The following is a 12,552-nucleotide window of genomic DNA, read 5'->3' as shown; positions in this document are numbered from 1 at the left end:
CATGCAATGGAGGCCGTGATGGCCAAAACCGATATCGCGCGGCGCGTCTTTAACCACGCATGGAAGCTCGATCCGATTGTCCGCAGTTTGCTGGACACGGATTTCTACAAACTTCTGATGTTGCAGATGATCTGGGGGCTTTACCCCAAGGTGGATGCAACCTTCGCGCTCATCAACCGCACAACGTCCGTGCGCCTTGCCGATGAGATTGATGAAGGCGAATTGCGCGCGCAACTCGATCATGCACGCACGCTGCGCTTTACCAAGAAAGAGATGATCTGGCTGGCGGGAAACAGCTTTTACGGTCGCAAGCAGATTTTCCAGCCGGAGTTTCTCAACTGGCTGCATGATTTCCAGCTGCCGGAATATGATTTGCGCCGCAAGGACGGCCAGTATGAACTGCATTTCCATGGTCCGTGGTCGCACACGACCATGTGGGAAATTCCAGCACTCGCCATCATCAATGAGCTTCGCTCGCGCGCAGCGATGAAAAACCTCGGGCCTTTCTCGCTCGATGTTCTTTATGCCCGCGCCAAAGCCAAGATGTGGAGCAAGGTCGAGCGACTGCGCGAACTGCCTGACCTCAAGATTTCAGATTTCGGCACACGTCGCCGCCATTCATTCCTGTGGCAGCGCTGGTGCGTGGAAGCACTGAAGGAAGGTATCGGTGATGCCTTTACCGGAACCAGCAATGTGCTTTTGGCCATGGACAATGACCTCGAAGCGCTTGGCACCAATGCGCATGAATTGCCGATGGTGCTGGCAGCGCTTGCCAACACCGATGATGAACTGCGCACCGCACCTTATCGCGTGTTGCAGGACTGGAACCGCTATTATGGCGGCAATCTTCTCATAGTTCTGCCGGATGCCTTTGGCACGGCTGCTTTTCTGCGCAACGCACCGGATTGGGTTGCCGACTGGACCGGCTTCCGTCCAGACAGCGCCCCGCCCATTGAAGGTGGCGAACGCATCATTGAATGGTGGAAATCGCGCGGCAAAGACCCGCGCGAAAAACTGCTGATTTTCTCGGATGCGCTCGACGTCGATACGATTGAGGAAACCTATCGTCATTTTGAAGGCCGCGTCCGCATGAGCTTTGGCTGGGGCACGAACCTCACCAATGACTTTGCCGGTTGCGCGCCGACAACGATCCATGGCCTCAAGGCAATATCGCTCGTTTGTAAGGTGATCGACGCCAACGGACGCCCGGCGGTTAAACTTTCGGACAATCCGCAAAAGGCAACCGGCGATCCAAAAGAAGTCGAGCGTTATCTGAAATTCTTCGGAAACGAAGAGCGGGTGGAGCAGCTCGTTCGCGTGTAACGAGCTGCGGTTTCACTATTCCATCAGGCGTGCTGTACCCGAAAGGCGGATTGAGCCGCCGCGTTCATTTCCGATATCTGCGCGCAGATGCGATGGCGAACCCATATCCTCGCCCTGAATGACTTCAATAGAGCCACCATGCGGCCAGCCGAGATCGCGTAAATAAGCCGCGAAAGCGGCAGTTGAAGCACCCGTTGCCGGGTCTTCATAAACCCCGCCCGAGGCAAAAGGATTGCGGCTGTGGAAGCGCGTCGGCGTTTCGGAAATGATCAGCAGGATTGTCGTCCAGCCCTGACGGTTCATGAGCACGCGACCGCGCGAAAGATCGTAATGCATCGAGGCGAGCTTTTCGCGTGAGCGCAAAGGCAGCACGATGTGGTCGGCTCCGGCATGGATCAGCGCCGGCGGAATGCCCGGCGCAAGATCATCCTTCTCATAGTTGAAAAGGGCCAGTGCCTGCTCGATTTCGACTTCAGTGGCGGCCCGGTTGCGCGTACCCGGCGATTGCAGGCTGGCGGCAAACAGCTCGCCTTCCTTGCGGCCTTCGACGCTGATTTCGGCGTGGTTAAGCTTTAAGGAAAAGCGTCCGTCACCCTCGCGCATGGCGAGCGCTGCACCCAGTGCAATCGTGGCATGGCCGCAGAAGGGTATTTCTGTTTCAGGCGCAAAATAGCGCACACGCCAGTTACCGGCTTCGGGCATGGCAAAGGCCGTTTCCGAAAAGCCAACATCCTTGGCAATTTTTTGCATTTCCTCGGCTGAGGGAAGTTTTTCAGAAATCAGGACACCGGCAGGATTGCCGCCCTGATTGCCTTGCGAGAAGGCTGCTATGCGCAAGACGTCCAATGAATTGTCCTTCGCCTATATTCGATTCGCTCCCGCCCCTGTCCAATAGAAGACGCTAAATGCGTCCGGTCAAGGGCAGGGGAGCCTTGAGTTGTTTCCTTGCCCGGCTATTTATTTGCCGAGACGATGAGTAGCATCGGTCTTTCCAGCTCGTCTACTAATGCGGGCCAGGCTGCGATCTGCTCTTCGCTCGGGCGCCATTCTTCAAGGTTGGCGATTGCAAAGCCAGCCTTTATCAAGGCATTGACGGTCGTGCTAAGGCGACGGTGATATTTAATGACGCCATCAGCAAGCCAATCCGTGCGCCGTTCACCTTCAACGGCATAGTGATCGATGGGCCAGTGTTTCTGCCCATTTTCGCCTTCCATCCAACCGGGTTTAGCGGGTGCCATGAAAATCGGATGTTCTATTGTGAAAATGAATTGGCCGTTTGCACGCAAGGCGCGGCTGATCGTGGTCAGGAGACGCGGAAAATCCCGGATATAGTGAAAGGCCAGCGAGCTATAAACAAGATCGAAACGGCCTTCCGGCAGTTCCAAAGCTTCCATATCCGCCTGCACGTAGCGGATAGCCTCGTCTCGCGTTTCCTTGCGCGCACGTTCAAGCATATTCTCTGAAAGATCATATCCGGTGACAGACGCGGCACCCTGTTCACGGGCAAAACGTGAAAACCAGCCGAAGCCACAGCCGAGATCGGCAATGTCCAGGCCATTAAGATCTGGCAGGATTGATCGCACATAGGGCCATTCGGGCGCGCCATCCAGACCATACACAGAGCGCGGCAGCTCGCTATAGGCGGTGAAAAAGTCCGCACGATCATAAATGTTCTGAGCCATGTTGTGCCTTCCTGTTATGGAAATGCAGAATCGGCCCCTAACATCGGGAAATCAATCCCGCATTTCCGCCGCCCACGGTGGATTGGCACCTGCGCGAGAAACCGTAACCGCGGCTGCTCGCACACCAAGCGCAACGGCGGCATGGATCTGATCTTCGTCGAGTTTTGCGATTGCTTGCTTGCTCAACACGCCCTGATCGTTGAGGCTTGCGAGAATACCCGCATTGACAGTGTCACCAGCGCCAACCGTATCCACCACATCCACTTTAACGCCGGGCACGCGAACAGTCGCGTTTGCCGTGTAGGCATCCGCACCATGGGCACCTTTGGTGATGACGATCAGTTTGGGCCCAAGCTCAAGCCAACGCGACGCAATCTCGTCATGGCTGCCTTTTTCGCCAAACCAGTCGAGATCTTCATCCGAAAGCTTCACGATATCGGAAAGGGCAATCATTCGTTTCATACGAGCAAGATGCTTTTCACGGTCCGTGATAAAGCCGGAGCGGATATTCGGATCGAGGAACATCACGCGGTTCTTGGCTTCCCGCGTCATCAGTGCTTCATAGACACTCCCGCATGGCTCTGAAATCAGGCTGATACAGCCGAACAACATGGCGTTGATATTGTCGTCGATCAGCGGGATGTCGCCCTCGGAAAGCATCCGCAGCGCTGTGTTCTCATCATAAAAGGCGTAGCGGGCCTGTCCGTCCACCAGTCGTACGAAAGCGAGTGTCGTCGGACGGTCTGAAATGGCGGAATAGGAATAATCAACGTTGGAGCGCGCAAGCGCGTCGCGCAGCACTTCACCGAAAAAATCCGACGAAAGCCCGGAAAAGAAACCCGTCGGGACATTCAATCGACCGAGCGCGATGGCTGAGTTGAAAACAGAGCCACCCGCGAGTGGTAAAAAGGCTGTCTCTCCCGCCGCAGTTTCGCGTGGCAGCATGTCGATCAGGGCTTCACCGCAGCATAGGATCATGGGTCAACTCAGCTGTTAAATCGATTGAAGAGAAAGTAAGCACAAAAGCGCGGTGTTATTCAACGCCGCGCTTTTGAAAAATCATCAGACGTGCTGGCCGCCATTGATATGGATTTCCGATCCTGTCACATAAGACGAGGCTTCGGAGCAAAGATAGTAGATTGTCTCGGCCACTTCTGACGTCTTGCCAAGACGACGCATCGGCAATTGTTCGACAAGTTTATCCGTACCGGGTGATAGAATGGCGGTATCGATCTCACCCGGAGCAATCGCATTGACGCGAATGCCATGCGGACCGAAATCCGACGCCATTTCACGCGTGAGCGCTGCAAGAGCTGCCTTCGAGGTCGCATAAGCCGTGCCAGCAAAAGGATGAACGCGACTTCCGGCAATCGACGTCACGTTGACCACCGAGCCTTGCGCAGCTTCAAGCTCCTTGAACAGGCCTCGCGCCAGCATGATGGGCGCCATGAAGTTCACCTGAAACACGTCGCGCCACACAGCCATCGGCGTTTCAATCGAGTTCAGGCGCTTTCCACCCTCTGCCTTTGGCGAAATACCTGCATTGTTGACGAGCGCGTGCAGCTTGCTGCCATTAGCCTCAAGGCGGCGGCGGATTTCAGCAATGGCTTTGCCCACGTCTTCCTGATCCGCAAGGTCAACCTTGATGTGATCTTCCGGTCCCGCTGGCCACGGACAATTCTCAGCGAAATCCTGACGCGAGCAGGTGATGACGCGCCAGCCAGCGCGCGAAAAACGCTTAACCGTCGCATGACCAATGCCACGGCTTGCCCCTGTCAGAACAAGGGTTTTACGTTCCGTATCTGCCTTGGGAGTATCAGACCGGGACGTATCGGTTGGGGAAACTGTAGACATGACAACCTCACTCTCAATCTTTGAATAGACTAAGCCGCTCAGGATTTCGAGCGGATTTAAACAATCAGACTGTCGGCTGCTTCACTTGATCGCGATAAGGGCCGGTTACAGTTAAGCTGGCCCTACAGCATAATTCCTTAAACCTGGATCAGTTTAAGGTAAAATTATGCTGTAAATATAAAGTTTTAGAGCGACCTTTGTGCGCCCGGAAGGGCGCACGGCTCTCTAAGAAAATACTACTGCGAATTGCCCATGATGATATCGAGAAGCGTGGTTGAGTCACGGTTCTGTTGCGGCTGCTGTCCGCCGACATCGCCCGGAGGCAATGGTGCGCCATTGTCATTGACCGGATAATTGGCCGGTGTACCGGGCTGCGGACCCTGCTGAACCGTGTTTCGGGCAGGGGAGTCGGGTGCTGGTGGCCAATAGCCATCATCGCCATTGCCAGCCATTGGCTGGTCGCCATAGCCACCCTGCGGAATCATACCCGGTTCATATGGGTTGTTCGGATCTATACCGTCGCTGCCGCCCGGTACGATGTTCTGAATGTCGTAATGGCCGGGCAGTTCCGCAACAGGCACGCCCTTATGGGCTTCCTTCATAAAGGTTTTCCATGCGGCGACAGGCAATGTCGAGCCGAAGACGCGCTTCATGCCCTTGCCGTCATCATTGCCGAACCAGACACCTGTGGTGAGATTGGCGGTATAGCCGACAAACCAAGCATCGCGGAAATTCTGGCTTGTCCCGGTTTTGCCCGCAGCTGGCCAGCCAAAAGCGGCGCGTTTTGCGGTGCCGTCTTCCACTGTCTTGCGCAGCATTGCATTCATCATGCCGACATTGCGCTCATCAATCACACGCGGGCCGACGCCATCCTGTCTTTGATAGAGAACCTTACCTTCCGAATCCGTAATCTTGGTGATGAAATAGACCGGCGCACGATAGCCACCATTGGCGAACGGCACATAGGCATCGGCCAGCTCAAGCAGAGAGACTTCCGAAGTGCCAAGTGCGAGCGAAGCATTGGGTTCGAGCTTCGACTGAACGCCGAGGCGATGGGCAGTGTCGATCACGGTCTGCGGGCCGACTTCCATCACGAGCTGTGCTGAAACGGAATTAAGCGAGTGGGACAATGCGGTCGCCAGTGTCACTTCACCCATATATTTGCCGTTGTCGTTGCTCGGCGTCCATTTACCAATCCGCACTGGCGCATCATTGCGCACGGAATCCGGCGTGCGGCCCTGCTCCAGCGCAGTCAGATAGACGAAAGGCTTGAATGAAGAGGCGGGCTGACGACGTGCATCGGTAACGCGGTCGAACTGGCTGGCGGCATAATCATAGCCACCAACCAATGCGCGCACTGCACCCGTACCATCGATGGAAACGAGCGCTCCCTGGCTCACATTCATCTTCTTGCCGTTTGCAGTAATTTGATCCTTGATTGCTTCTTCACCGGCGCGTTGCAGATTGAGATCAACGGTGGTTTCAACGGTGATGTCGGTTTTAGTCTCGCCGATGAGCGCTGGAATTTCGGCTACAACGCGGTCGGCAAAATAGTTTTCAGAACCCTGCCAGTAAGAGGCTGCGCGCGCCGGTGGCTCGCTTTCCGCAATCGCCACCTGACGGTCATCGATCATGCCTTCTTCACGCATGGCACCAAGCACAAGCTTGGCACGAGCGCTTGCTGCTTCCGGGTCGCGTGCGGGCGAAAGACGTGAAGGCGCCTTGAGAAGACCGGCAAGGGTTGCCGCTTCCATTAGATTTACGTCCTTGGCGGACTTTCCGAAATAGCGGCGTGACGCAGCATCGACGCCATAGGCTCCAGAACCGAGATAAACCCGGTTCAGATACATCTCCAAGATCTGCTCTTTGGTATATTTATGCTCAAGCCAGAGAGCGAGCATCACTTCCTGCACCTTACGTTCCAGTGTGCGGTCCGGTGAAAGGAACAGGTTCTTGGCAAGCTGCTGGGTCAGTGTCGAGCCACCCTGAACCGCGCGGCCGGAGGTCACGTTGGTTACAATTGCACGCGCCAGACCGATTGGATCGATACCGAAATGTGACATGAAACGGCGATCTTCGATCGCCATGACGGCTTGCGGAATAAATGGCGACATTTCATGCAGGCCGACGGCTTCACCGCCGGTGGTGCCACGATTGGCAATCAGATTGCCTCCGACATCAACGATACGCACATTCGGCGGACGATCCGGAATAGTCCAGTCGGTTGTCGGTGGCATCTTGGCCGCAAAATAGACAAGCATACCGGCGAATGCGATGCCACCCCATAGGCCGAGCACCAGACACCAGTAGAAAGCGCGGCGAACAAAGCCGAAAAAGCCGCCACGCTTTTTTGGCTTGCGGCTTGACCCGCGTGGTTCGCGATCTTTCGATGGCTTGCTTTTCCGTTGCGGGCGGGCCATGCGCTCCTCCTCGTCGACGCGAAACACGTCCTCTTCCTTTTCCTCCGGCTTGCCGAAGGAAGGTTCGATGCGTCCGTTTCTGCCGTCTCGCGATGCCATATCGTTCTTGATCCGCCCACCTGTTCATCGGGTACTGGTTTGTAACCCGCTTAAATCATCAACCCGTATATATCGAGGACGTTTATCGCCTGAAGGGTAAATGCGGCAGTTTAAAGGGGGGTAAATTTGTCATTAACAAAAAAGCACTGAATTGAGCGCAAAAAGAAAAGGCCCCGCATTGCGGAGCCTTTCCAGAGAAGTCGATCTGAATAAATCAGATTAGAACTTGTACGCGACGCCGAGACGAACTTCGTTGGTCTTGAACTTGTCGCGAACGCCAGCATCAGGAACGCCGAAGTCGAAATCCTTGTGGCCGTAATCGGTATAACGATATTCGAGACGAACGATGACATTGTCAGTCGCTGCATAGTCGATACCTGCGCCAGCGGTCCAGCCGGTGAGGGTCTTGCTCTGCGAAACGCTATCAATGCCATTGTCGAGGCTGTTCTTGACACTACCGAATGCAACACCACCTGCGATATAAGGCAGGAAGCGGTCAACTGCGTAACCAGCGCGAGCACGAACGGCACCCGACCAGCGAAGCTTGCTTTCAAGGCTAACACCAGTATCTACGCCAGCTGCATCAAAGATTGATGCGCTATCCTTGAGGTTGTTGTAGGTCACGTCACCGTCGATACCGAGAACAACACTGTTGCCCAGATCGAAGTTGTAGCCAGCATACAGGCCGCCGAGGAAACCATCTGGCTTGACGTTGCCGAGGTCGAAGCCATCAGTGTCGAAGCGCGACTTACCCCAGCCATAACCAATCTGGCCACCAATATATGCACCGTTCCAGGTAAAGGTCGGAGCGACGATAACCGGAGCTGGTTCTTCGGCGATGATAGCGTCAGCTGCCTTTGCGCCAGTTGCAGCAAGCAGAGCAACAGTTGATGCGAGAAGAAGAGACTTGAGCTTCATAATAAACCTCCAATGGAGAACGGGGAGTTCTAAAATCTGTTGAATTTAATATAAGCCATTGCTCACAAGAGTCTGTAGCAAGAAGGCCACAGTCGCTTAATTGTCGCAAAAGTTGCGCACATAAACGTGATTGCTATGAAAAGCTGCGTATTAAGGTTATCAAAATCTTACGGTTTCGCAACTGTGTTTAAAGTCGTGATATCTGATTATCGGCTGCAGCATTCCAGGGTGCAGAGAATAGAATGGGTGGGGCTATGGGTGCAGGGCAGCGGATCGATTGGGTCGATATAGCCAAGGGCATATGCATCATCTTCGTTGTCATGATGCATTCAACGCTGGGTGTTGAAAAGGCAGCAGCGGAGCAGGGCTGGATGCATTACGTCGTAGCATTCGCTAAGCCGTTCAGAATGCCCGACTTTTTCATGATATCCGGTTTGTTTCTGAGCCTCGTCATCGACAGACCATGGATGCGCTATCTTGACCGCAAGGTCGTGCATTTCCTTTATTTCTATGTTCTTTGGCTCTCGATCCAGTTTGCATTCAAGGCACCAGCTATTGCGAGTGAGGCGGGGGCTTCCGGCGTCATCGAAGCCTATCTGATGGCTTTCATCGAGCCGTTCGGAACGCTTTGGTTCATTTATATTCTGCCAGTGTTCTTCATCGGAACGCGTCTGTTAAAGCGGGTCCCTATCGGCGTGACATTTGCAATTCTGGCGGCCTTGGAGATTTTACCAATTCACACTGGCTGGGTGATGATTGACGAGTTTTGCTCTCGATTTGTCTATTTTTTTGCGGGCTATGCTTTCGCACCTTGGATTTTTCGCATTGCCGACTGGCTGCGTCAGCGCCCCCTCGTGGGCTTGGTTGGGCTGCTGATCTGGGCGCTCATAGAATATAAGCTGGTCTTCATGCCTGTGCCGGAAAGCCTCGCATCGCTTATCACACCTGCTGGTGATCTTTTGAACGAGCGAGGAGCGGTCAGTGATCTTCCCATTGTTTCGCTCCTGCTTGGTTTGATAGGAGCGCTGGCGATTATTTCGACTTCATCGCTTCTAAGCCTGCTTTCCGGTCAAAACTGGCTGCATCGTGGATTGAGCTGGCTCGGAGCGCATTCAATTGTCGTTTATCTGGCCTTCTTCTTGCCTATGGCGATTGCGCGCACTGTTCTTCTGAAGATCGGCTTTCTTGATGTGGGAACCGTTTCGCTGCTGACAACGGCAAGCGGTGTGATTGGCCCGGTTATTCTTTATGGGCTCATTCAATGGACTGGCTACGGTCAGTTCCTGTTCCGGCGTCCGGCATGGGCTTATATTGATCGCGCCCCGCAGAAGAAAACGGCGGCTCAAGCGCATCCCGAAAAGTGTGAAACGGCTTTCGGGCAGGATGCGCGTTAAAGAAAATGGCATGAGAGAGCTATCTCTCATGCCACTGTCTGATGCTTTATGAGTGAGCGAAGATATCCTGCTCTGGCCAGCCCATCAGATCGAGTTCGGCCCGCGTTGGCAGGAATTTGAAACAGGCTTCAGCCTGCTTTGCACGCCCATCGCGTTCCAGACGCTTTTCAAAGACGGCTTTTAATCGATGCAGATAAAGCACGTCAGAGGCTGCATAATCCAGCTGGGCCTGCGAAAGCACTTCCGCTGCCCAGTCGGATGATTGTTGCTGCTTGGAAATCGAAACATCGAGAAGTTCGTTGCAGATTTCTTTCAGACCATGGCGATCCGTATAGGTGCGTGTCAGTTTCGACGCGATCTTTGTGCAGAAAACCGGCTGCGGCATGGTGCCGAACGTATGTGCCAATACCGCCAGATCGAAGCGTCCATAGTGAAAGATCTTGGTGATCGAGCGATCTTTCAGAAGCTTGACCAGATTAGGTGCCTTCTTCTGACCAGCTTCAATCTGGATCACGTCTGCTGTTCCGTCACCGGGTGAAATCTGAACCACGCAAAGTCTGTCGCGATGCGGATTAAGACCGAGCGTTTCAGTATCGATAGCAACAGCATCAACCTGATAATTTTCTAGGTTGGGCAGGTCGTTCTTGTGAAAACGGATGGTCATTTGGTCTTCCTTATTTGGCGGCTTTCGCCGCCATAAGCATCTGTCTTACTTGGCAGCGATAGCCGCCATAATTCTTGCCCAAGAGCGCTGGCCCTTATGGAAAGAATTCAGCTCATATTTTTCGTTCGGCGAATGAATACGGTCATCTTCAAGACCAAAGCCAACGAGCAAAGATTCCATGCCGAGGAACTTATCGAAGTCACCGACAATCGGGATCGATCCGCCCATGGCGATCAGTACGGCTGGCTTCGGCCATTCATCGGAAAGCGCATCCTTGGCTTTGGAAACCAGTGGCGAGTCATAAGGCAGCTGAATGGCTGGCGAGCCACCATGCGGGTGGAACTCGACCGAGCAATCGGCTGGCAGACGTTCCTGCACGAAAGCTCGGAACGCTTCGCGGATTTTCACCGGATCCTGCTTGTGGACGAGACGGAACGAAACCTTGGCCGAAGCCTCTGCCGCGATTACCGTCTTGAAACCTTCGCCGGTATAGCCGCCGGTGATGCCGTTGACTTCCGCAGTTGGGCGCGCCCAGGTCAGTTCGAGAACGCTGCGGCCTTTTTCGCCCGAAGGGACCGAAAGACCAATTGGGCCAAGGAAGTTTTCAGCCGTGCGGCCAAGGCTTTCCCATGACTGCAAAATCTGCGACGGCGTTTCTTCAACACCTTCATAAAAATCAGGCACCGTGACGCGGCCGGTTTCATCATGCAGATCAGCAAGGATTTTTGCGAGAATATGGATCGGGTTGGCAGCAGCGCCGCCGAAGAAACCCGAATGCAGATCGCGGTCAGCGGCCTTGATGACGATTTCCTCGCCAACCAGACCGCGAAGGCCGACGCTGATAGCTGGTGTTTCTTCGTTCCACATGGCGGTGTCGCAGACGAGCGCCACATCGGCCTTTAACTCTTCTTTATGAGCGTCAAGGAACGGCTTGAGCGAAGGCGAACCGGATTCTTCTTCGCCTTCAAACAGCAGGGTCACTTTTACAGGCAGGTTGCCGTTGACGGCCTTATAGGCGCGGCAGGCTTCAACAAAGGTCATCAACTGACCCTTGTCGTCGGATGTGCCACGACCGGTCAGGATTTTGCGACCATTACCGACATCTTTGATGGCTGGCTCAAACGGATCGTTTTCCCAAAGGTTGAGCGGATCAACCGGCTGCACATCATAATGGCCGTAAAAGAGCACATGCGGCGCATCAGCCGTAGCGCCTTCGTGATGAGCAACAACCATTGGATGGCCCGGCGTGTCGCGTACACTCGCATCAAAACCAATGGACTTGAGGTCCTCGACCAGCCATTCGGCAGCCTTACGGCAATCGGCCTTGTAAGCTGGATCGGTCGAAATCGACTTGATACGCAGAAGATCGAACAGATGATCGATGCTTTTGTCGAGATTTGTGTCGAGATAATTGAGGACTTTATCGAGTGATTGCGCGGACATGGATACTTCCTGACGAGTCGTAAAACTGATCGCACACTACAACCAGCAACCCGAAGAAGAAACCCAATTTGAACGCAAAACTGAGAGCTGAAAATGAATTGGCCGTTGTGGTGAGGGGGTTACCACAACGGCCATATCACTACACTCAAAAGCTACAGCCCGGAGAGGGGAATGAGGCTGTAGCCAACAACCGGTATCCAACGGGGGACGGGTCAGAAAACCGGCGACCGACGTACTGTCGATGAGCGAGATTTGGCCCTTCAACTGTGGCTATTCAAGGGCATTAAAGATTACAAATTCGTAACATAAACGTTACCTTGTCGTGTGTAATCCGTTATCCGTATTAATCGGAAATTGCGTGAGGATGGAGGCACTTATGACCAAGATTACAATGCTCAGCAAGAAGGACTGGGAGAAGACGCCGGGCAAGTGGCACGGTGAGTTTGAAGGCAATGTGTTCGGTGCAGGCGCTTCGGTCATGTTCTATGCGACAGAAGAGGCAGGACGGGGACCAAGACTGCATCGTCATCCCTATGATGAGATTTTTATCGTCCGCAAAGGCCGGGCTCTATTTACGGTTGGCGAAGAGCAATTCGAGGCCGATGAAGGCAGTGTCGTATTTGGCGGAGCCAATATTCCGCACAAATATGTGAATGTCGGTCCCGGTCTGCTGGAGATGATAGACATTCATGTGTCTGGCACGTTCATTCAGGAAGATTTGGAATAGCTTCGTGCAAGAAAACCGGCTTGTCAGC

At 54.0% G+C, this 12,552-nt stretch carries 11 protein-coding genes; 3 read left to right on the top strand and 8 right to left on the bottom strand.

Translation table 11 applies throughout. The features are described 5' to 3' along the window. Positions 1–18 precede the first annotated feature (18 nt). Complete coding sequence (pncB, locus tag ABWV94_RS05360; protein ID WP_007873146.1) at positions 19–1,323, top strand: nicotinate phosphoribosyltransferase; 1,305 nt, start codon at positions 19–21, stop codon at positions 1,321–1,323. Between the two features lie 15 nt (positions 1,324–1,338). On the opposite strand, the gene ABWV94_RS05355 is transcribed toward pncB, so the two are convergent. The 6 genes from ABWV94_RS05355 to ABWV94_RS05330 all read right to left on the bottom strand — a co-directional run bounded on the left by ABWV94_RS05355 (position 1,339) and on the right by ABWV94_RS05330 (position 8,296). Continuing rightward, the gene (locus ABWV94_RS05355) at positions 1,339–2,169 is read right to left on the bottom strand and encodes a PhzF family phenazine biosynthesis protein (protein WP_353412773.1); all 831 of its coding nucleotides are present in this window, start codon (positions 2,167–2,169) and stop codon (positions 1,339–1,341) included. Between the two features lie 107 nt (positions 2,170–2,276). Further along, positions 2,277–3,005: a class I SAM-dependent methyltransferase gene (locus ABWV94_RS05350; RefSeq protein WP_007873149.1), complete on the bottom strand. Its 729-nt coding sequence runs from the start codon at positions 3,003–3,005 to the stop codon at positions 2,277–2,279. Between the two features lie 51 nt (positions 3,006–3,056). After that, complete coding sequence (locus ABWV94_RS05345; protein ID WP_113496067.1) at positions 3,057–3,983, bottom strand: carbohydrate kinase family protein; 927 nt, start codon at positions 3,981–3,983, stop codon at positions 3,057–3,059. A gap of 84 nt (positions 3,984–4,067) precedes the next feature. Next, positions 4,068–4,859 carry an SDR family NAD(P)-dependent oxidoreductase gene (locus tag ABWV94_RS05340; protein WP_007873153.1) on the bottom strand — a complete coding sequence of 264 codons (792 nt, stop codon included), beginning with the start codon at positions 4,857–4,859 and terminating at the stop codon, positions 4,068–4,070. 236 nt (positions 4,860–5,095) lie between these two features. Next, positions 5,096–7,378: a transglycosylase domain-containing protein gene (locus ABWV94_RS05335; protein WP_113496066.1), complete on the bottom strand. Its 2,283-nt coding sequence runs from the start codon at positions 7,376–7,378 to the stop codon at positions 5,096–5,098. Positions 7,379–7,597: 219 nt separating this feature from the next. Then, positions 7,598–8,296: an outer membrane protein gene (locus ABWV94_RS05330; protein ID WP_064320050.1), complete on the bottom strand. Its 699-nt coding sequence runs from the start codon at positions 8,294–8,296 to the stop codon at positions 7,598–7,600. Positions 8,297–8,538: 242 nt separating this feature from the next. On the opposite strand from ABWV94_RS05330, the gene ABWV94_RS05325 reads away from it, so the two are divergent. Further along, positions 8,539–9,690 (top strand): acyltransferase family protein, encoded by a 1,152-nt coding sequence (locus ABWV94_RS05325; RefSeq protein ID WP_353412770.1) that lies wholly within the window; start codon positions 8,539–8,541, stop codon positions 9,688–9,690. A gap of 46 nt (positions 9,691–9,736) precedes the next feature. On the opposite strand, the gene ABWV94_RS05320 is transcribed toward ABWV94_RS05325, so the two are convergent. Together ABWV94_RS05320 and ABWV94_RS05315 are read right to left on the bottom strand one after the other, a co-directional pair. Next, on the bottom strand, positions 9,737–10,354 hold the full coding sequence (locus ABWV94_RS05320; RefSeq protein ID WP_113496064.1) for a ribonuclease D: 618 nt from the start codon (positions 10,352–10,354) through the stop codon (positions 9,737–9,739). A 45-nt stretch (positions 10,355–10,399) separates the two neighbouring features. Continuing rightward, positions 10,400–11,797, bottom strand: a complete 1,398-nt coding sequence (locus ABWV94_RS05315) for a dipeptidase (protein ID WP_113496063.1) — start codon at positions 11,795–11,797, stop codon at positions 10,400–10,402. Positions 11,798–12,173: 376 nt separating this feature from the next. On the opposite strand from ABWV94_RS05315, the gene ABWV94_RS05310 reads away from it, so the two are divergent. Further along, positions 12,174–12,524 carry a cupin domain-containing protein gene (locus ABWV94_RS05310; protein ID WP_039859479.1) on the top strand — a complete coding sequence of 117 codons (351 nt, stop codon included), beginning with the start codon at positions 12,174–12,176 and terminating at the stop codon, positions 12,522–12,524. Positions 12,525–12,552 lie beyond the last annotated feature (28 nt).

Origin of the sequence: Brucella sp. NBRC 12953 (assembly GCF_040369775.1) — a bacterium.
Classification (GTDB): domain Bacteria; phylum Pseudomonadota; class Alphaproteobacteria; order Rhizobiales; family Rhizobiaceae; genus Brucella; species Brucella pseudogrignonensis.
The sequence above is the reverse complement of the archived record's forward strand: the minus strand, read 5'-3'. Positions and strand labels throughout refer to the sequence as shown.